This window comes from Actinoplanes sichuanensis (assembly GCF_033097365.1).
Lineage (GTDB): Bacteria > Actinomycetota > Actinomycetes > Mycobacteriales > Micromonosporaceae > Actinoplanes > Actinoplanes sichuanensis.
Genome location: NZ_AP028461.1, coordinates 5,444,137 through 5,462,618, shown reverse-complemented (window position 1 = coordinate 5,462,618; position 18,482 = coordinate 5,444,137). Strand labels below are relative to the sequence as shown.

The following is an 18,482-nucleotide window of genomic DNA, read 5'->3' as shown; positions in this document are numbered from 1 at the left end:
GGCGGGCTGCTTCCACCCGCCGCCGCCTCATACGTTTTCGAGCAGGCAGGGGAAAGTCATGCTCACCACCCGTTCCCGGATCAGTGCTGTCGCGGTCGCCGCGGCGATCGGTGTCGCCACCGTCGCCAGCCCGGCGCTGGCCGGAGTGCACAACGACAGTGTCGAGACCGGTGCCCGCCAGATCGGGGTGCCGCTGATCGCCAAGGAGATCCGGCCGCCGGCCGGGTCCAAGCTGGTCGGCGCGTACATCGTCGTCAGCGGCACCCAGACCTACACCTGTGCGGTGCCGGCCGGCGCGACGACAGGCGTGTTCACCGGCACCCCGTCGGTGCCGGAGGCCCAGCTCATCGGCACCGGCGGGCGCATCCACCACTTCGGCGGGCCGAGCTGGCAGTCGCTGCGGGACGGCTCGCTGGTCACCGCGTCCCGGGTGAACGGGTCGAATGTCGAGGGCGCGATCCCGGAGCTGCTGCTCAAGGTCGAGACCCACTCCGGCAAGGGCGTTCTCAGCCGGGCCGACTTCATCAACCGGCTGCGCACGTCCGGTGGGGTCGCCCCGTCCGGCAGCTGCGTCGCCGGGGAGAAGGCGTCCGTACCGTACGGCTCGATCTATGTCTTCTGGGACGCTCCCGGCGTCTAGGTCGTCGCGCGGCCCGGGGACGTCTCGCCCCCGGGCCCGCTTCTTCTACTGCCAGGCATAGACCTTCGACGGTACGGCCATCGCGGCGCTCGCGAAGTTGTTGTTGACGGTGCGCGCTTCGGTGGCGTTCGGGTTGGCGTTGGTGCAGCTCACCGGGGCGCTGCTGCCGGACATCAGGTCGGCGCACAGCCCGGTCCGCCGGTCCGGCAGGCCGAGGATGTGACCGAACTCGTGGGCCGAGATCCGCGGCGGGTTGTAGCCCTGGTTGACCGCCTGGCGGCCCATGTACCAGTAGCCGTTGCCGAGCGAGCTGGAGTAGGTGCGCGGCCAGCCGTTGTCGGCGTAGATCCGGATGTTCGGCGTGCGGCCGGAGGTCACCGGGAGCAGGCGAACGTTGGTGACGCTGTTGTTCCAAATCTGGGCGCCCTGGTCGACGACGGCCTTGAACTCCTGGGCCTGGCTGGCGTCGTAGTACAGGATGCGGGGCGCCGCGGTGGCGGGGGCGGCGGTGACCGCCTGGACGCCGCCGAGGGCGAGGATCGCGAAGACGGCTGCCGCGATCTTGCGGATCAGCATGGCTTCCTCCGGGGGAACGGGGGTAGGGACCCTCCCTTCATATCGAGAAACGTCGATTAATGCGGCATATCGGTTCGGCCCTCTGCATGGTGATATCGACGTGGTTGTAGGTTGATCCCGGTGGATCAACAGAGTTACCCCGCCGTTCCCTACGCGTCGCCCATGCCGCCGCCACGCTGGAACGGCAAGACCAATGGCTTCTCCATCGCCTCACTGACACTCGCGCTGATCTGCCTCGGCGGTGGTGTGCTCAGCCTCGTCTTCGGCGTCATCGGGCTCGTCCAGAGCATCCGCAACGGGGACAAGCGCGGCCGGTTCTTCGCCATCGCCGGGCTCGCCATCAACGGCATCCTGATCATCCTCGTCGTGGTCGCCGGGGTCCGTGCCGTCGTCCGCGACGTCGCAGACGGGCCGGACCGGGACGCTGCCGGAGCCATCCGCGGTGAACGGTCCATCGCGTTGCGGGACCTGCGGGCCGGGGACTGCGTCAAGGATCTCGAGGAGCAGGTCGGGCGCTCTGTGGACGTACTGCCCTGCACGTCGGCGCACAGCAGTGAGGTGGTTGGCATCTTCGATCTGCCGGGGGCCACCGAGGAGACCGCAGAGGCCGGTTGCGAACAGCGATTCGAGGAGTACACCGGGCAGAAGCGTCCGGACGGGGCCGGCTACTTCGTCTTCACCGCGCGGATGAGCGAGTTGGGCTTCACCGGCGACGATGGTGTGCTGTGCTTCGCCCACCAGTTGACGGGGACGACCGCCGGCTCCCTGAAACGCTGATCGCCTCCGGGTCTGTATCCGGCCCGCTCTCGTGGTTGATCGTCTTCGGCCTGGGGGTTCGCTTCGTTCCGATGTTGGTCGTCTTCGGTCCCGGTGACTTCTCCGCCGGCCTGGCCGGTCTCCTTTTCCGCCGGCCTGGCCGGTCTCGGGCTGGTGTCCTTTTCCGCCGGCCTGGCCGGTCTCAAGCCGGTGGCCTTCTCCGCTGGTCGTACCGACTCCGCGCCGGGCCGGTCTGGTCGCCCGGGTGTGCGGGTCGACGCGCGCCCTCGGCACAACCGCCCCCGGCCACCTGCACCGCGGGCACGCAACACCCTCACCCGAGCCCGATGACCGGGCGATCGTGTCAGGCCGGTGGGCCCTTCGCTGGTTGTGCGGACGTCGCGGTGGGCCGGTCCGGTACCTGGTCGGCCGGCCAGAAGCGGAACGCCCGGAAGGCATAGCCATCCTGACCGGCGGCCTCGAACTCGACCTGGACCTCCTGGCCGGCGGTGAACGTCGCATACCCCCGGACCGCGGCGTTGCTGCGATGCGCCCAGCACCCGCCCGGCGTCTCGGTGGAGTCGAGTACACCCCATCCCTCATCGTCGTGCCACTCACGGATGAACGCGGTGATCGCCATCAGCTGCTCCTAGATCCGGAAGGCCTCGACATGACTCCATTCCCAGGACGCGCGACCGGTGTCGACATGGTCACGGATCACCGGCTCCAGCGGGTCGAGCTCGACACCCGGCGGTACGTCGATCACCACGTGCCGGTCGCCGCTCCACTCGCAGCCCAGGCCCATCCGCTCGATGGTCGCCTCCACTCCGGCCCGCAGCATCGCCGCATCCTCCTCGGAACACTTGGAGAAGTGCAGCCGGAACGCCTGATGACCGGACGACCGGAGCAGCCGCCGAACCCGCCGCCGATGGGTGTCCAGCCCGACCACATCGTTGAGTGCCAGCCCGTAGGCCCGGAACGGAACACACGCCATCGCCGCGGTGGTCCCGGACGGCGGGGTGATCCAGACCTGCTCCATCTCACCGGGCAGTCCGAACGGCTCCAGGTCGATCATGGCGGTGATATTCGACGGCGCCCGGCGCAGTGGCGCCTCGTGAACGATGTATCGCATGTGAGAATCCAAACCCGCAGTAGCTGCCAGAAGCGAGCATATAGGACAAATTGCCCAATCAAGGTGCACTTACCTCCACCGTGCTCGGTAGCCTGCTGGCATGTGCTGGCGGTCGCCGTGGCGAAGACTCGGTTCATGACCCGTCACGCGCTCGCCGTCCTACGATGTGCCTGCCTCTCGCTGCTCACGGTCGCCGGTTTCGCGTACGCCCTGCTGATGTTGATCTCCGTGACCCTCGTCGTGCCGTTTCCCGCGGCGGTCGCCGGGCAGCAACGACTCGTCGCGTTCGGGCGGCGGCTGGTCCGTCGCTGGACCGGCGCCGACGTGCCGGACGTCCGGCGAACGCCGCCGACTCCACCGCAGCGCCGCGCCGACGGCTGGTACCAGCACGGCGCGACGCTCTACCGATCCCCGCGGACCGCCCACTGGATGTCCAAATTCGATCATTACGGCAATGACCCTCTCGCCGCCGTGGAATGGCGATGGCTCACCGTCGCCCCCGTCACCAGCGCCGTTCCGGCCCTGCTGCCACCCGCGCTGATCACGCTTGGTCTCCTGGCGGTGGGTACCGGGCCATGGGACTGGCTCGTGGCCGGAGCAGCGATCACCGCGGCGTTGCTGGTCGCCCCTACGTGTCTGCGTTGCTACGGCCAGAGCACGCGCTCTCTTCTCCAGGAACGCCCGCACCCGCCCCGCCGCGGCCTGATCAGCCGAGCCTGGACCGTCACCTGGCGCCTCGCCGGCCTCGCCGGACTGCATCTGGCCGCCCTCGGCGCCGCCGTGCTGACCCTCGGCGCCGTCATCCTGTCCTGGGGTGGCCTGCTGCCGACGGTCACCACCTTCACCCGCCCGTTGACCGAGATCTATCGGCGCCGCGCGCATCACTGGACCGGTGTGCTCCTGCCCAGCCCGTATCGCCCGCTTCCGCCGCCGCCAGAACCCGACGAGGACGGCAACTATCGATACGGCCGCACCCTCTACGCCGAACCCGACTTCGCCATCAGCCTCCAGCGCTACCGATGGGTCAGCCACGACCCGGCCACCTGGCGCGACCAGCTGTGGGCGTGGGGTGCCGTCCTCTGGGCGCCGATCACGCTGCTTCCCGCGATCCTCGTGTCCGCCGGTTTCTTCGGCCTGCTCTGGCAGCCGATCACCTGGGCGCCGTGGGCGGTGCCGATCGGCCTGTTCACCGATTACTGGATCACCCCGTTCTATCTGTGGCACGCCCTGGAGTTGGGCGGCGCCGTCCCCAGCATGGCTCCCGGCTGGACCAGCCTCCTGGCCGGCCTGGCCCTGACCCTGCTCGGCCTGGCCCTGGCCGCCCCACTGACCTGGGCCCGCACCTGGTGGGACACCCTCCTGCTGCGCCCGACCGCCGCCACCGACCTTGCCCTCCAGCTCGACGAGTTGAACAGCAGTCATGACGTCCTCGCCGGTCGTGTGGAACATCTCCATTCCAGCCGGGCCGACACCGCGGACGCGGCCGCCGCCGAGCTACGGCGGATCGAACGCGACCTGCACGACGGCGCACAGGCTCGACTGGTCGCCGTCGGTCTCGGGCTCGGAGCTGTCGCCCGCCTCATGGAGACCGACCCGGACCGGGCCCGGGAACTGCTCACCCAGGCACAGGAGACGTCCGCGACCGCCTTGGCCGAACTCCGCGACCTGGTCCGTGGCATCCACCCACCGGTCCTCGCCGAACGTGGCCTCACCGACGCCGTCCGCGCCATCGCCCTGGACACCCCCCTTCCGGTCACTGTCGACACCGACCTACCCGGCCGCCTCGAACCAGCCGTCGAGTCGGCCGTCTACTTCGCGGTCTGCGAAACCCTCGCCAACGCCGCCCGGATCGCCTCCACCGTCACGCTCACCCTCCGCCACCAGGACGGCCTGCTGCGTATGGTGGTCACCGACGACGGCCCCGGCGGTGCGAACCCGTCAGCCGGCACCGGTCTGCGCGGCATCATGCGGCGGCTCGGTGTCTTCGACGGCACTGTGACCCTGCACAGTCCCGCCGGTGGCCCCACCGTAGTGATCATGGAGGTGCCGTGCGCGTTGTCATCGCCGAAGACCTCCACCTCTTGAGAGACGGCCTCGCCCTGCTGCTGGAGAGCCACGGATTCACCATCACCGCCGCCGTCGCCGACGGTCCCGCTCTGCGTGATGCGCTCGGCAACCATCGTCCCGACGTGGCAGTGGTCGACGTACGCCTGCCACCCACCTTCACCGACGAGGGCCTGCAGATCGCCCTCGAAGCCCGTCGTGCCACACCCGGCCTCCCGATCCTCGTGCTGTCCGCCCACGTCGAACAGCTCTACGCCCGTGAACTCCTGGCCGACGGTGCCGGAGCGGTCGGCTACCTGCTCAAGGACCGCGTCCTCAACGGCGACCAGTTCGCCGACGCGGTCCGCCGAGTAGCGACCGGCGGCACCGCAATGGACCCTCAGGTCATCGCCAAACTGCTGACCGCCGGGGGCGCCGCGACCCCGCTGTCCCGCCTGACCCCACGCGAACGCGAGGTCCTCGAACTGATGGCCCAGGGCCGCTCCAACGCGGCCATCGCCCAGCGCCTCTTCCTCAGCGACAGTGCGGTCAGCAAACACATCGCCGCCATCTTCACCAAGCTGGACCTGCCACCCTCCGACGACGACAACCGCCGGGTGATGGCTGTCCTGACCTTCCTGAACGCCACCTGACAAGTAATCCTCCGCGACCAGGTGCAATCGGTCGTCCCGCACTTCACCTCCCGCGCCCCTACCACCCTCGTGCGAACACGTCGAGGAGTTGATTGCCGTCGTTCGGCACCAGATTCGTTGCGTAGGACACGAACGCCACGCGACTGCCGTCGGCACTCAAAGCAGCTGAGTTGCTGACGCTGTCGCCCTGACCGTTGGAGGCGGAGACACTGACCCGCCGGGTTGAGCCCGTCCACCGGTCCTGTACGAAGACGTCCTCGACGCCGTTGGTGTCGCCCGGCACAAGGTTCGTTGCGTAGGACACGAACGCCACGAACCGGCCGTCCCCGCTGATCGCGGGCATGGAGCTGTTGTCGTTGCCCTGCAGGCCCTTGCTGGTCAGGCCGGCACGACTGGTCGAGGCGGTGCGAAGGTCGCGGACGAAGATGTCCTGAACGTCGTTGGTGTCGCCTGGTACGACGTCGGGCGCGTCGGTGTAGAAGGCCACGAACCTGCCCTCCGCGCTGATCGTCGCGGCCAACCCGAGGTTTCCTCCGGCAGGTTGGCCGGCACTGGTGACGCTCGCCAATTCAGTGCGGTTCCGCCATACATCCCGGACGAAGACGCCGCCGGCACCGCTCGGCACGAGATTGGAAGCGAGGGAACCGAAGGCTACGTATCGACCGTCCGTGGTGATCGTCGGGCCGATGCTCCGCTCGTTTGCCTCGGCACCGGCGGTGGAGACGCTGACCCGCCGGGTGGAATGGGTCTGCCGATCGTGGACGAAGACGTCCTCGACGCCGTTCGTGTCATCGGGCACCAGGTCGGCGGCATACGACACGAACGCCACGAACCGGCCGTCAGCGCTGATCGCCGGGCTGTGGCTGGTGTTGTCTGCCTCCGCGCCCGCCCCGGTGACACTCACCCGGGTCGTCGTGGCTGTCACGCGGTCACGGACGAAGATGTCGCCGCGCTCGTTCGTGTCGCCGGGCACCAGATTCGTCGCATGGGAAGAGAAGGCGACGAACCGTCCGGAACCACTGATCGACGGTTCGGACGCCTCCTGATCAGCCTCCGCGCCGCCCGTGGACACGCTGACGCGGCTGGTCGTCCGGGTCCGTAGATCCCGGACGAACACGTCGGCTGTGGCATTGGCGTCCCCGCTCACCAGGGACGAAGCCGCCGACCAGAAGGCCACATATCGGCCGTTGCCGCTCACCGAGGGAGCGAAGCTCTCAGCGTCCGTCTCGGCGCCCGAACTGGACACACTGGCCCGGGTCGTCGGCCCGTCAGCAGTGGGTGCGGCGGCGGCCGAGGAGGTCGCCCCCATGACCAGTAGACCGGAAACCGCGATCAGTGTCCTGGTAGTGCCCGGCAAACGTCCCATTGAAATTTCCCCTCATCACAGCGCGGATCAGGGCCAGGCGGTCGGCAGGTTCCGCGACAGCAGCCGCCATGGCCAGGGAGGAATCTCAGCCTTTACCGCCGGTCGGATGGCGGCAAGACGGGCTGCATGCCAACCGACGTCGATGTCAACGCCTCCACCGCACTCTCGACGCCTTTGATTCCGTCACCCGTCACGGGAGGCCACCCCCCTTGGACGGCTGAGCGGCTTCCATCCCCAACGGCTGGTCGGCACCGAGCAGAGACCGGTAGTGATCCAGCAGGAAGGTGGCCTTGAACTGAGCGGCCGCCTCGGCGTTGAAGAAACCGAACTCGGGGGCGTATCCGGCACCGCCGGACGGGCCGAGGGTGAGGATCATGCCGTCTGCGAACGGCTCATACGTGGTCAGTGTCTCGCCCTCGATCAGGGCTCGGATGTTCGCTGCGGCGACCTCCGCTTGGCGCCCGGCCGCGCGACCGGTCTTCAGCTCCGGAGTGTCATTGAGGTCACCGACGGCGAAGGCCCGATCGTGGCCGACCACCCGGAGGTGCTCGGTCACCGGCAACCGCCCGTCGGGCCGACGGGCCGCGGCCAGGCTCGTGCCGAGGTGATCGCCGGGCACTGTCGAGCCGTAGCAGGCGAACCACAGATCGGCGGCGATCGTCTCGCCGGTGCTGGTGGCCGCGGTGAACGGGCGGACCGTGCCGGCCGGGGTGTCCGGCAGGGCGTCGATCTTGGTGCCTAGCAGGACCCGCACCCCCATTTCGTCGAGTTGCCGGGCGAGTTCGGCGCGCATCTCTCCGGTGAACCGGCCACCCAGCAACTCGGGCGCCGGGTCGATGACGGTAACCGGTTTGCCGGGCCAGGCAGCCGCGATCTCACCGGCGAACTCCAGGCCGATCGCGCCGGCGCCGAGCAGCAGAACCCCGGACGATCGCTCCAGCGACGCGTGCAGCTCATGCATCTGCTCGGCCGCCGCGGCACGGCCGGTGGCGGCGAGTCGAGCCGGGAACGGGCCGGTCGAACCGGTGGCCAACACGACGTAGTCAGCCTCCAGCCGGGCGCCGGAGGCGAGCTCGACCGCGTCGGGCCGCACCTCGGTCGCGGTGTCACGAACCACCCGGCCGCGGGCCAGCAGCCCGTCGAACGGAAAAAAGATCTTGTCGATCCAGGCGGGGTCGGCCACCGCCCGCAGATGGGCGACGTGGTGCACGAACATCTCCTTCGGCTCGACCAGCGTCACCTCCGCGACGTCGTCGAGGGACCGGGAGACCACGATGCCGGCGTAGCCGCCGCCGACCACTACCACTTTCGGAGCCATGTCGAGACTCACCTTCCGTTGGTTGGTCTCGACTTTGGCGCGCCCGGCGGCCGGTAGGGAGGCCGTGTCCGGGCTGGTAGTGGCGGGGATAGCCCTGGGAAGGCTGGTACCGAACCGGGGCCGGAAGGGTCGCCCGAGGGTGGTAGCGGGCGGCCGGGCCAGGGCTGGGAACGGCCCGGGTAGTAGTGGCAGGGCCACCCTATCGGCACGGCAGGTGGCTAGATTCGTCTGCATGAGCGACAACGAGCTGGGCGGTTTCCTACGGGCCCGGCGGGCCGAGGTGACGCCCGCCGAGGTCGGGCTGGCGCCGGGTGACCGGCGGCGCACGCCCGGTCTGCGCCGGGCCGAGGTGGCGTTGCTCGCCGGGATCAGCGTGGAGTATCTGACGCGGCTCGAGCAGGGTCGCGACCGGCATCCGTCACCACAGGTCCTGGCCGCGCTGGCAGGCCCGTTGCGACTGACCGCTGCGGAGCGCGCTCATCTCTACCGGCTGACCAGAGCGTCGACCGTGACCTGCGGTCGGCTGGTCACCGACCCGGCCCGGAGCGTGCGTCCCGGCCTGCGGGCGATGCTGGACCAGTTGGAGCCGGCGGCGGCGATGCTGGTCAACCAGGTCGGTGATGTGCTGGCGTGCACAACGGGCATGCGGCGCCTGGCCGGGCCGATCGGCCTGCTCGACGGCGACCAGCCGAATGTGAATCGTTACGTGTTCGCCGATCCGCGCTCGCGGGTGGCCTTTCCCGACTGGGCGCATGTCGCCGACGAACAGGTCGCGGCGTTGAAGGACGGTCCGGCCCGCCCGGAGTTCGCCGGCGAGTTGACGGCGCTGGCGGGGGAGGAGTTCACGGGCCGAGCCGAGCGGGTGCCCGGCCTGCCCCGATCCCACGGCGTGCTGCGCCTGGAGCATCCCGAGGCGGGCCGCCTGCGCTTGGCCTACGAGGTGATGGTGCTTCCCGGCGACCACGGCATGCGGCTGTTGGTCTACCTCCCAGCCGACGAGCGCAGCGCCGAGGCGCTGCGCCGGATCTCCCCACTCCGTCTGGTCGCCGGTTGAGCGGCTTGGGTCGCCGGTTGAGCGGCTTGGGTCGCTGGCTGAGCGGCTTGGGTCGCTGGCTGAGCGGCTTGGGTCGCCGGTTGAGCGGCAGGCTGCCGGATGAGGCAGCGCTGAGCGTCGTGGTTGCCGGCCGGTCGGCCGCCGCCCGGCGGGGGCTGTTGTGTCGTGGGTGGCACAGGTGCGTCAAGGGACAGGGAGGCGGAGGATGCTGCCGTCGGCTGAGGCGCCCAGCAGGAGGGCGCCGTCGGGTGTGGTGGCCAGGGCGGCGAACTGGCGGGGGACTCCGGGTAGTCCCTCGATCAGCAGCGCCGGCTGGACGGGCCGGGGTGGCGCGACCGGCAGGTCCTCCAGCAGGACGCTGACCTGCGGGGCGGCCGAGACGAGGCGGCGGCGGCCGGCCTCGACGACCAGGATCCGGCCGTCGGCGGTTACTGCCAGGCCCTGCGGGGCGTGCAGGCCGTCGGCGACCACGGTCGGCTTGCCGTCCTCGAGGCGGTAGACGGTGCCATGGTCCTCGTCGGAGATGTAGCAGCGGCCGTCGGCGTCGACCGCCACGTCGACTGGGCGGCCCAGGCCCTCGGCTACGACGGACAGCGCGTCGTCGGGAGCTATCGACAGCACGCGACCCGCACCCGCCTCGGCGATGAGAAGGGTGCCGTCCGGGCGTACCGCGAGGCCCTGGGGTTGATCGAGGTTTTCGGCCCGGGTGCGGGTCTCGGCCCGGGACAGGGTCAGGACCTGGCCGTACTGGGAGGTGAAATGCAGGTCGCCGGCGGCGGCGACCGCGTGGGCGAACGGCAGGAACGCGCCGTCGAGCCGGTAGTGGTCGGCGATGTGGAGTTCGCCGGCCGGGTCGACGGCGATGCCATAGGGGCCCGCCAGGCCGCGTGGCACCACCTCGCGCAGGCTGCCGTCGGGACGGACCTCGGTGATTCCGGCGCTGCTGAAGCTGGAGACGTACATCCGGTTGTCGGCGTCGAAAGCGGCGTTGTCCAGGCCGGCTATGCCGGTGACGATCTCGGTGCGATGTTCGCCGTCGATGCGGGTGATGGTGCCGGCTTCGTCGATCGACAGCACGTAGAGCACGCCGTTGCGGTCGAAGCGGACCGCGACCGTCTGGGCGACCTCGGCGACCAGCGTCGGGGTGCCGCCTTCGGGGCTGATCCGGTAGACCTCGCCGGGGAACATGTGCGGGTAGTAGAGGTTGCCGTCCGGCCCGGCCTGCATGGCGTTGCCCAGCATCAGACCTTCGACGAGCACACGAGGCGAAGACGTGCCATGCGACGGCGCCGGAATGGGGGGTGATGTGGTGAGTTCGAGGACGCGGCCGCCGGGGACCATCTCGTTGACGAAGATCCGGTTGCCGATGGCGGCGATGCCGTTGGGATTGAGGATGCCGCCAGCGGCGATCGTGAGTTCGCCGTCGGGGCTGCGACGCCACACCCGGCCGGGGGCGACATCGGTGATCCACAAGTTGCCATCGGTGTCGAAGACCAGGTCGTCCGGGGATTGCAGCGGCCCGTCAGGGGCGACGATCACGTCGACCCGGCCGGTGGCGACGTCGACGGCGCTGATCCGGCCGGGCAGGTATTCGGCGACCCACAATCGGCCGTCGGGGCCGAAGGCGATTCCGTTGGAGCCGCGCAGTGGGGTGGCGGCGATCAGTCGTTCCACAGCAGCTGCTCCAGACTTCCGTCGGTGCGCCACGTGCGCAGGAGTTCATGAAAGGCGATCGGGCCGGGGCCGAAGGAGACGTTCAGCGGCAACGGGTTGCCCTCGTTGTTGTAGTAGCCGGGGGTGCACTCGCTCTGGAACCGATAGCTGTCGGCGGCGGTCGCGTCGATGGTGGCCGACCACGCGTCCTCGGCTTCGAGGGTTGGTTCGATCCGGCGAGCGCCACGCTTCTCGGCCGCGTCGACCAGCGCGCCGATGTGGATGGCCTGCTCATCCAGGATGTGCACGAAATTGACGGCCCTGGCGTTGTGGAGTGGCCCCAGCTGGAACAGGTTGGGAAAACCATGAGAGGTGAAGCCGTGGAGGGTACGGAACCCGTTCGCCCAGTGTTCGAAGATGTGCTTCCCGCCGCGCCCGTACACCTGCAGGTTTCCGGACAGGATGCCGGAGATGCCGACCTCGAAGCCGGTGGCGAAGACGACGCAGTCCACCTCGTATTCGGTGTCACCGACGACGATGCCGGTCGGGGTCATCCGGGTGATGCCGCCGTGTCCGGACGTGTCGACGAGCGTCACGTTCGCCCGGTTGAACGTCGGCAGGTACTCGTCGCTGAACGTGGGCCGTTTGCACATGTACCGGTACCAGGGTTTGAGCATCTCGGCGACGGCCGGGTCGGTGATCACCTCATCGACGCGGGCGCGGATGTCGTTCATGGTGGCGAAGTCGGCGAGCTCCAGTTGTTCCTCGGTCAATTCGGTCGGGGTGCCGGCCAGAAAGGTGCGCTGCAGTTTCGCGGTCGCGGTCCAGCGGTCGTCGATCAGGTCGACGTCGGCCTGCCCGCCGGTCACCACGGTGAGGAAGTTGTCCATCCGTTCCCGCTGCCAGCCGGGCCGTACACGATCCAGGATCGCCTGGTCGGTGGGCCGGTTGTCGCGCACGTCGACCGACGACGGGGTGCGCTGGAAGACATAGAGGTGTTGGGCGTCGCGGCCGAGGTGCGGCACCACCTGGATGGCGGTCGCGCCGGTTCCGACGACGGCGACCCTCTTGTCGGCGAGCCCGGTGAGACCGCCGGTCTGATCGCCGCCGGTGTACGCGTAGTCCCAGCGGCTGGTGTGGAAGGTGTGCCCGCCGAACTCCGCGATGCCCGGGATGCCCGGCAGCTTGGCCTGGGTGAGCAGCCCGGACGACAGCACCACGTACCGAGAGCGGAATACATCGCCGCGGTCGGTGGTGACCGTCCATTCCGCAGCGTCGTCGTCCCACCGCAGGTCGGTGACCTTCGTGTGGAAGAGGGCGTGCTGGTACAGGTCGAACCGTTTGGCGATGGCCACGGCGTGCTGCCGGATCTCGTCGCCCGGCGCGTACCGCCATTTCGGGACGTATCCCACCTCTTCGAGGAGTGGCATGTACACCGTCGCCTCGATGTCGCAGTGGATGCCCGGATACCGGTTCCAGTACCAGGTGCCGCCGAAGTCACCCGCCTCGTCGATCATCCGCAGGTCCTGGAGGCCGGCCTGCCGCAGCCGCGCGCCACTGAGCAGCCCGCCGAACCCACCGCCGACGACCGTCGCGTCGACTCGGTCGGTCACCGCCTCCCGTTCCACCCGTTCGGTCCAGGGATCGGTGGCGTAGAAGCCGAACTCACCGGTCGTCGGCCGATACTGACTTCCGCCGTCCGGGCGTGCCCGCCTGTCCCGTTCGGTCCGATACCTCGCGCGCAGGGATTCGATCTCATGCGGTGTGAAGGCCACCCCGACAGTCAAAACATAGTGACGGACATGAATCAAGCATTTTTCTGACGCGGGGGTGTGGCAGACTTCCGCCTCCCGGACAGGTAGGGGGCATGGACCAACAAGAGCGGTTCCGGGCGCTGCACCGGGACACCTACGCTGACCTGCTGCGGTTCGTCGAGAGGCGAATCCCGGCGGACGAGGCCGAGGACGTCGTGTCGACCGTCTTCCTCACCGCCTGGCGGCGGCTCGCCGACGTTCCCGCGGAGGCCCGGCCATGGCTGTTCGCGGTGGCCCGGCGGACCATGGCCAACCAGACCCGCGGCTGGTTGCGGCGTCAGGCTCTGGATGTACGGCTGACCGGCGCCGAAAGCCACGTGCCGGACGGTTCGGCCGCGGCCGCGGAGCGTATCGACCTGGAGCGGGCCTGGCGGACCCTCAGCCCCGCCGACCGTGAGGTCCTGGCGTTGGTCGCCTTCGACGGGCTCACCTCCGAGCAGGCGGCCACCGTTCTGGGGTGCCGTCGTTCCACCTTCGCGATGCGGCTCACCCGAGCCCGCAAGCGCCTCCACACCGCACTCAGCCCGGTCTCGGCGGCCTCGCAGCCTGCGCAGGCGGCCTCGCAGCCTGCGCAGGCGGCATCCGGAGCCCACCTCACTTCGACACCGACCCCCGTCATCAAGGAGCAGCAGTCGTGGACGAACGCATGAACGACCTGGACCGTCTCGCCGTCCTCGACCCGGCTCGCGACCGGGAGCCCAGCCCGATGGAGTGGGCCCGCGCGGAGGCGTTCGTCGAGCGGGTGATCAGCGGGTCGGCCGAGAGTGTCACCCGCCCGCCGATGCGGCGCTGGCTGTTCGCCGGTGCGGCCGCCACGGCACTCGGTGCGGTCGCCGCGGTCGCGGTGCCGGCGCTGGTTCCGGGAGCGACCGAGCGGGCCGTCGCATCGTGGACCGCTCAGCCCACCGCGCGTACCGGTGACCAGGTGCTGCCGCAGGCGCAGGCCTGTGCCGCCAACGGTGTCGCCGGGGAGACCGTGGCGAAGGCGTCCGACGTGCTCCTGGCCGAGCAGCGCGGCGAGGCGACGCTGCTGATCCAGCGCAAGGGCGGCACGATCGTCGAGTGCCTGATGGTCGGCGACGGTGACGGGGCCGCCTCGATGAGCCTGATCGACGAGGCGGCGATCGTCGCCCCGCAGGCGGGCACCGTCAATCTGGAGACGATGAGTTCCTACGGCGACGGCGACGACCAATGGTCGAACATCGTCGGTCTCGCCGCGCCGGACGTCACCGCGGTCGAGGTGCGTCTCGACAACGGCACGCTGGTCAAGGCGAGTGTGAAGGGCGGCTGGTGGGCGGCCTGGTGGCCGGGCGCCGAGGGCGGCGAGGTCGACACCCTGTCGGTCATCGTGCACGCCGGTTCCGCCGCCACCACGCACCGCCCTTCCAGCCTGCCCTGACCGTCGAGAACCGAGCGAAACGGAGGCCGAGAGGGAAGGCGCCAAACCGGAGAGTGGTCGGGCCGGAGGGCGGCCGGACCGGAAGGCGGCAGCCCGCGGCGCAAACGGCAGAGCGGCAGGCAACTGGGCCGACGAACGGGGAAGTCGCCAACGCCGCGGAGTCGCCAAGGCCGGGGAAGTCGCCAACGCCGCGGAGTCGGCAAGGCCGGGGAAGTCGGCAAGGCCGGGATGGTGGGCGTCAGGTGTGCAGGCCGGCGATCAGGAAGCCGACCATCCGGCGGGCGTTGTAGCGGGGGTCGTCGCCGTCGCCGATGCACAGGTTGCCTACGCCGCGCATCAACTCCAGAGCGCCGACATCGGGGCGGATCTCGCCCGCGTCGGCGGCGGCTTTCAGTAGGTCGGCGCAGACCGGTAGCAGCCGGTCCAGGAAATACGAGTGCAGTTTCTGAAACGCGGCGTCGTCGGAGTGGAAGGCTCCGGCGAGGCCGTGTTTCGTCACCAGGAAGTCGACGAACAGGCCGATCCACTCGGCCAGCGCCGCGTGTGGGGTGCCCGCGGCGGCGAGGAGAGTCGGACCGGCTTCGGCGCACGCCTCGATCTGGTGGTGGTAGACGGCGACGATCAGATCGGCCCGGGTCGGGAAGTGTCGATAGATGGTGCCGACCCCGACTCCGGCCCGCGCCGCGATCTCCCGCACCGGCACGTTGACACCGGCCTCGACGAACGCCGCGGCCGCAGCCGACAGCAGGGTCGCCTGATTGCGGCGGGCGTCGGCCCGCTTCTCCACCACTGAACTGTTACCCCCGTCACGTCTCTTGGGAACGGAACCCACTTGGTAAACGGAACACTGTTCCGTATGTTTGTCGCAGGGCCGGAACGTTGTTCCGCTTAGCCTCAGCATGACAGACACCCAGGAGGAACGACCATGCAGTACCGTAGTTTGGGCCGGACCGGCGTCCAGGTCAGCACCCTGGCGCTCGGCGCGATGAACTTCGGCGCGATGGCTCGCACCGGTCAGGACGAGGGTGGCGCGATCATCGACGCCGCCCTCGAGGCGGGCATCAACCTGATCGACACCGCCGACATGTACAGCCAGGGCGAGTCCGAGCAGATCGTCGGCAAGGCCATCGCCGGCCGCCGCGACGACCTCGTGCTGGCCACCAAAGCCACCCTGCCGATGGGACCGGACCGCAACCAGCAGGGCGGCTCCCGGCGCTGGCTGGTCACCGCCCTCGACGACAGCCTGCGCCGGCTCGGCGTCGACCACGTCGATCTCTACCAGATCCACCGCTGGGATCCGGCGACCAGCGACGAGGAGACCCTGTCGGCGCTGACCGACCTGCAGCGGGCCGGGAAGATCCGCTACTTCGGCTCGTCGACCTTCCCCGCCTACCGCATCGTGCAGAGCCAGTGGGCCGCCCGCGAACATCACCTGAGCCGGTACGTCACCGAGCAGCCCAGCTACTCCATCCTGCAACGCGGCATCGAGACCCACGTGCTGCCCGCCACCCAGGAGTACGGCATGGGCGTGCTCGCCTGGAGCCCGCTCGCGTCAGGCTGGCTCTCCGGTGCGATCCGGGCCGGGCAGGAGATCAGCACCTACCGTGCGGGCCTGCTCCAGCAGCGCTTCGACCTGACCGTCCCGGCCAACCGGGCTCGCCTCGACGCCGTCGAGCAACTGGTCAAGGTGGCCGATCAGGCAGGGCTGACGCTGATCCAGTTGGCACTCGGGTTCGTCACCGCGCACCCCGGCGTGACCAGCGCGATCATCGGCCCGCGCACGCTGGACCACCTGCACTCGCAGGTCGCCGCGGCCGACACGGTGTTGTCCGCCGACGTCCTGGACGCGATCGATGCGATCGTCGCACCCGGCGTCGACCTGGCCCCGGACGAGAAGATCGACACCCCGCCGTCGCTGCTCGACGCCTCGCTACGGCGGCGCTGAGGTGGCCGGCAGCACCGAAGCGGCGGCCGGCGGCGCCGAAATGGCGGCCGGCGGCGCCGAAATGGCGGCCGGCGGCGCCGAAGTGGCGGCGGGCGCTGGGATGGTGGGCGGCACCGAAGCGGCGGCCGGCGGCAACGAAGTGGAGGCCGGTGCTGAGATGGCCGGCGGCGTAGAGGCGGCACGCGGAGTCCGGCGGGTTCGTTTCGGCATCATGACCGCGCCGATGCAGGTCGGCTACCAGGACATTCAGCAGGTCTGGCGGGACGCCGACGGCATCCCCGAGATCGAGCACGCCTGGCTGTTCGACCACCTGATGCCGATCGGCGGCGATCCCGGCGGCCCGGCGTTGGAGGGCTGGACCCTGCTGGCGGCCCTGGCCGCACAGACCCGACGGCTGCGCCTGGGCCTGCTGGTGACCAGCAACCGGTTCCGGCCGCCGGCGATACTCGCCAAGATCGCCACCACCGTCGACATCGTCTCCGGAGGCCGTCTCGACTTCGGCATCGGCGCCGGATCACGGCCGAGTCACCCCATGGCCCGACGGGAGTACGAGGCGCACGGCCTGCCGTACCACGACTTCGCGTCCTCGGTGGCGGCTCTCGACGAGGCCTGCACGGTGATCCGGAGACTGTGGACCGGGGCCGAGCCGTTCGACTTCCGCGGTGAGCACGTCCAGCTCACCGGGGCGTTCGGCAGTCCCAAGCCGGTCCAGCGGCCGCATCCGCCGATCATGATCGGCGGGCGGTCGTCGGCGCTGCTCCGGGTGGTCGCCGAGCACGCCGACCTGTGGAACATCCCGGGCGGCGGCGACATCACCGACGTCGTCGGTCGCAGCGTCCTACTGGACCGGTACTGCGCGGAGATCGGCCGCGACCCCGCGACGATCACCCGCTCCATCCATCTGCCGGTCTCCTATGACCGGCCGGCCGACACCCGCGACAAGATCCGTGAGGCGATCGACGCCGGATTCGGCCACATCATTCTCGGGCTCACTCCGCCATACCCGTCCGGTGTGGCCGAGTGGACGGCCGACGAGTTGATCAGCCCCACGGCGCGGTGAGCGGGAAAGAGAAGCGCTGTGAGCGGGAAAGAGAAGCGCGGTGAGCGAGGAAAGAGAAGCGCGGTGAGCGAGGAACGGGAAGCGCGATGAGCGAGGAACGGAAAGCGCGGTGAGCCAGGAACGGGAAGCGCGGTGAGCGGGAAGAGGTGAAAGGCGCTGAGCGCGAAAGAGGTAGCCCGGTGGGTAGGAGGAGAAGCGCGCTGAGCGGGAAGAAAAGGCGCGCTGAGCGGGAAGAGTGATAAAAGACAGGATCAGGCGACCAGGGCCCATTGGCGGCGGCGCGGCGGGTACAGCCTGGTGACGGTCTCCAGGGCCCAGCGCATCCGGGGTACGGCCAGCTCCGGATGGTCACCGAACTCGGCGGCCATGTCGGCGGCGCAGGCGCGGGTCCCGCCGCGGGTGCGGACCGCGGTGCGGATGGCCTCGTCGACCACTTCGAAGGCCGGGCTGCTGCCGGTCGCCAGACCGGTCGTGAACAGGGCTTCGGCTCGGGCGGCGGTGAGGTTGGCGGTCATGGTGGCGCTCCTTTCGAGGCGACGTGCTCTACCGATATGGAGACCGCCCGGCGACCGGTGATTCATCGAAGGGCTGTCAGAAAGTTGAACCCCGCCGCCCCGGGTACGGTTCAGGCCGGCTCGTGCCGGACCGGGAAGTTCACCGAACGAGCGATGTAGCACAGCTCATGGGCCCGCTCGTGCAGACCGGCCAGCCGATCGGTCTGGCCCGGGTCGGCCAGCGTCACCCGTGGACGCAGCACGACCTCCTCGAGGCTGCCACCACCGTCGGCGGCCTCCACCATCACGCCGGTGGGGGAGTCGGTGTACCCGGTGACCACCACCCCGTCGGCGGCACACAGGTGCAGGAACCACAGCATGTGGCACTGGGCCAGCGACGCGACCAGCAACTCCTCCGGGTTCCAGCGGGCCGGGTCGCCACGGAACGCCGGATCGGAGCTGCCCGCGATCGGCGCCTTGCCGGCGGCGGTCACCTCGTGGGCCCGCTCGTACGACCGGTACGAGCGGGTCTCCCCGGTCCAGCTGACCATCACCTCGTAGTGGTGCGAGCGTCCCATC

19 protein-coding genes are annotated in these 18,482 nt (G+C 69.7%); 9 read left to right on the top strand and 10 right to left on the bottom strand.

The genetic code is table 11. The features are described 5' to 3' along the window. Positions 1-58 precede the first annotated feature (58 nt). On the top strand, positions 59-640 hold the full coding sequence (locus Q0Z83_RS25105; protein WP_317796440.1) for a DUF3455 domain-containing protein: 582 nt from the start codon (positions 59-61) through the stop codon (positions 638-640). 45 nt (positions 641-685) lie between these two features. On the opposite strand, the gene Q0Z83_RS25100 is transcribed toward Q0Z83_RS25105, so the two are convergent. Next, positions 686-1,216, bottom strand: coding sequence for a snapalysin family zinc-dependent metalloprotease (locus Q0Z83_RS25100; protein WP_317796439.1), 531 nt, complete (start codon positions 1,214-1,216; stop codon positions 686-688). A gap of 120 nt (positions 1,217-1,336) precedes the next feature. On the opposite strand from Q0Z83_RS25100, the gene Q0Z83_RS25095 reads away from it, so the two are divergent. Further along, a complete protein-coding gene (locus Q0Z83_RS25095) occupies positions 1,337-1,993 on the top strand; it encodes a DUF4190 domain-containing protein (RefSeq protein ID WP_317796438.1) in 657 nt (218 codons plus the stop codon). 343 nt (positions 1,994-2,336) lie between these two features. On the opposite strand, the gene Q0Z83_RS25090 is transcribed toward Q0Z83_RS25095, so the two are convergent. Both Q0Z83_RS25090 and Q0Z83_RS25085 read right to left on the bottom strand, forming a co-directional pair. Next, positions 2,337-2,612 (bottom strand): cold shock domain-containing protein, encoded by a 276-nt coding sequence (locus Q0Z83_RS25090; RefSeq protein ID WP_317796437.1) that lies wholly within the window; start codon positions 2,610-2,612, stop codon positions 2,337-2,339. Positions 2,613-2,621: 9 nt separating this feature from the next. Continuing rightward, positions 2,622-3,104 carry a DUF4265 domain-containing protein gene (locus tag Q0Z83_RS25085; RefSeq protein WP_317796436.1) on the bottom strand — a complete coding sequence of 161 codons (483 nt, stop codon included), beginning with the start codon at positions 3,102-3,104 and terminating at the stop codon, positions 2,622-2,624. Positions 3,105-3,239: 135 nt separating this feature from the next. Between Q0Z83_RS25085 and Q0Z83_RS25080 the strand changes: the two genes are divergently transcribed. Both Q0Z83_RS25080 and Q0Z83_RS25075 read left to right on the top strand, forming a co-directional pair. Next, a complete protein-coding gene (locus Q0Z83_RS25080) occupies positions 3,240-5,189 on the top strand; it encodes a sensor histidine kinase (protein ID WP_317796435.1) in 1,950 nt (649 codons plus the stop codon). Further along, positions 5,153-5,800: a response regulator gene (locus Q0Z83_RS25075; protein WP_317796434.1), complete on the top strand. Its 648-nt coding sequence runs from the start codon at positions 5,153-5,155 to the stop codon at positions 5,798-5,800. The genes Q0Z83_RS25080 and Q0Z83_RS25075 overlap by 37 nt, the downstream gene beginning before the upstream one ends. 58 nt (positions 5,801-5,858) lie before the next feature. Here the strand turns inward: Q0Z83_RS25075 and Q0Z83_RS25070 are convergent, their stop codons facing one another. Further along, positions 5,859-7,166 carry a TolB family protein gene (locus Q0Z83_RS25070; protein ID WP_317796433.1) on the bottom strand — a complete coding sequence of 436 codons (1,308 nt, stop codon included), beginning with the start codon at positions 7,164-7,166 and terminating at the stop codon, positions 5,859-5,861. A 190-nt stretch (positions 7,167-7,356) separates the two neighbouring features. Further along, complete coding sequence (locus tag Q0Z83_RS25065; protein WP_317796432.1) at positions 7,357-8,484, bottom strand: NAD(P)/FAD-dependent oxidoreductase; 1,128 nt, start codon at positions 8,482-8,484, stop codon at positions 7,357-7,359. Positions 8,485-8,716: 232 nt separating this feature from the next. On the opposite strand from Q0Z83_RS25065, the gene Q0Z83_RS25060 reads away from it, so the two are divergent. Beyond that, entirely contained in the window at positions 8,717-9,538 is an 822-nt protein-coding gene (locus Q0Z83_RS25060) for a helix-turn-helix domain-containing protein (RefSeq protein ID WP_317796431.1), read from the top strand. 183 nt (positions 9,539-9,721) lie between these two features. Here the strand turns inward: Q0Z83_RS25060 and Q0Z83_RS25055 are convergent, their stop codons facing one another. Both Q0Z83_RS25055 and Q0Z83_RS25050 read right to left on the bottom strand, forming a co-directional pair. After that, positions 9,722-11,212 carry an SMP-30/gluconolactonase/LRE family protein gene (locus Q0Z83_RS25055; RefSeq protein ID WP_317796430.1) on the bottom strand — a complete coding sequence of 497 codons (1,491 nt, stop codon included), beginning with the start codon at positions 11,210-11,212 and terminating at the stop codon, positions 9,722-9,724. Next, positions 11,200-12,966 carry a flavin-containing monooxygenase gene (locus Q0Z83_RS25050; RefSeq protein ID WP_317796429.1) on the bottom strand — a complete coding sequence of 589 codons (1,767 nt, stop codon included), beginning with the start codon at positions 12,964-12,966 and terminating at the stop codon, positions 11,200-11,202. The genes Q0Z83_RS25055 and Q0Z83_RS25050 overlap by 13 nt, the downstream gene beginning before the upstream one ends. Positions 12,967-13,058: 92 nt before the next feature. On the opposite strand from Q0Z83_RS25050, the gene Q0Z83_RS25045 reads away from it, so the two are divergent. Together Q0Z83_RS25045 and Q0Z83_RS25040 are read left to right on the top strand one after the other, a co-directional pair. Beyond that, on the top strand, positions 13,059-13,655 hold the full coding sequence (locus Q0Z83_RS25045; protein ID WP_317796428.1) for an RNA polymerase sigma factor: 597 nt from the start codon (positions 13,059-13,061) through the stop codon (positions 13,653-13,655). After that, positions 13,640-14,404 carry a hypothetical protein gene (locus Q0Z83_RS25040; RefSeq protein ID WP_317796427.1) on the top strand — a complete coding sequence of 255 codons (765 nt, stop codon included), beginning with the start codon at positions 13,640-13,642 and terminating at the stop codon, positions 14,402-14,404. The genes Q0Z83_RS25045 and Q0Z83_RS25040 overlap by 16 nt, the downstream gene beginning before the upstream one ends. Positions 14,405-14,642: 238 nt before the next feature. Here the strand turns inward: Q0Z83_RS25040 and Q0Z83_RS25035 are convergent, their stop codons facing one another. After that, entirely contained in the window at positions 14,643-15,191 is a 549-nt protein-coding gene (locus Q0Z83_RS25035) for a TetR/AcrR family transcriptional regulator (protein ID WP_317796426.1), read from the bottom strand. A gap of 138 nt (positions 15,192-15,329) precedes the next feature. Between Q0Z83_RS25035 and Q0Z83_RS25030 the strand changes: the two genes are divergently transcribed. Together Q0Z83_RS25030 and Q0Z83_RS25025 are read left to right on the top strand one after the other, a co-directional pair. Further along, entirely contained in the window at positions 15,330-16,349 is a 1,020-nt protein-coding gene (locus tag Q0Z83_RS25030) for an aldo/keto reductase (RefSeq protein ID WP_317796425.1), read from the top strand. A 1-nt stretch (position 16,350) separates the two neighbouring features. Further along, positions 16,351-17,409 carry an LLM class flavin-dependent oxidoreductase gene (locus tag Q0Z83_RS25025; RefSeq protein ID WP_317796424.1) on the top strand — a complete coding sequence of 353 codons (1,059 nt, stop codon included), beginning with the start codon at positions 16,351-16,353 and terminating at the stop codon, positions 17,407-17,409. A gap of 251 nt (positions 17,410-17,660) precedes the next feature. On the opposite strand, the gene Q0Z83_RS25020 is transcribed toward Q0Z83_RS25025, so the two are convergent. Both Q0Z83_RS25020 and Q0Z83_RS25015 read right to left on the bottom strand, forming a co-directional pair. Continuing rightward, positions 17,661-17,924 carry a hypothetical protein gene (locus Q0Z83_RS25020; protein ID WP_317796423.1) on the bottom strand — a complete coding sequence of 88 codons (264 nt, stop codon included), beginning with the start codon at positions 17,922-17,924 and terminating at the stop codon, positions 17,661-17,663. Between the two features lie 110 nt (positions 17,925-18,034). Further along, positions 18,035-18,481, bottom strand: a complete 447-nt coding sequence (locus Q0Z83_RS25015; protein ID WP_317796422.1) for an OsmC family protein — start codon at positions 18,479-18,481, stop codon at positions 18,035-18,037. Position 18,482 lies beyond the last annotated feature (1 nt).

What these genes read in the sequence shown, in the direction of transcription:
- Q0Z83_RS25105 (WP_317796440.1), top strand. Translation starts at nt 59, where the DNA reads ATGCTCACCACCCGTTCCCGGATCAGTGCTGTCGCGGTCGCCGCGGCG.
- Q0Z83_RS25100 (WP_317796439.1), bottom strand. Translation starts at nt 1,216, where the DNA reads ATGCTGATCCGCAAGATCGCGGCAGCCGTCTTCGCGATCCTCGCCCTC.
- Q0Z83_RS25090 (WP_317796437.1), bottom strand. Translation starts at nt 2,612, where the DNA reads ATGGCGATCACCGCGTTCATCCGTGAGTGGCACGACGATGAGGGATGG.
- Q0Z83_RS25085 (WP_317796436.1), bottom strand. Translation starts at nt 3,104, where the DNA reads ATGCGATACATCGTTCACGAGGCGCCACTGCGCCGGGCGCCGTCGAAT.
- Q0Z83_RS25080 (WP_317796435.1), top strand. Translation starts at nt 3,240, where the DNA reads ATGACCCGTCACGCGCTCGCCGTCCTACGATGTGCCTGCCTCTCGCTG.
- Q0Z83_RS25070 (WP_317796433.1), bottom strand. Translation starts at nt 7,166, where the DNA reads ATGGGACGTTTGCCGGGCACTACCAGGACACTGATCGCGGTTTCCGGT.
- Q0Z83_RS25065 (WP_317796432.1), bottom strand. Translation starts at nt 8,484, where the DNA reads ATGGCTCCGAAAGTGGTAGTGGTCGGCGGCGGCTACGCCGGCATCGTG.
- Q0Z83_RS25060 (WP_317796431.1), top strand. Translation starts at nt 8,717, where the DNA reads ATGAGCGACAACGAGCTGGGCGGTTTCCTACGGGCCCGGCGGGCCGAG.
- Q0Z83_RS25045 (WP_317796428.1), top strand. Translation starts at nt 13,059, where the DNA reads ATGGACCAACAAGAGCGGTTCCGGGCGCTGCACCGGGACACCTACGCT.
- Q0Z83_RS25030 (WP_317796425.1), top strand. Translation starts at nt 15,330, where the DNA reads ATGCAGTACCGTAGTTTGGGCCGGACCGGCGTCCAGGTCAGCACCCTG.
- Q0Z83_RS25020 (WP_317796423.1), bottom strand. Translation starts at nt 17,924, where the DNA reads ATGACCGCCAACCTCACCGCCGCCCGAGCCGAAGCCCTGTTCACGACC.
- Q0Z83_RS25015 (WP_317796422.1), bottom strand. Translation starts at nt 18,481, where the DNA reads ATGGGACGCTCGCACCACTACGAGGTGATGGTCAGCTGGACCGGGGAG.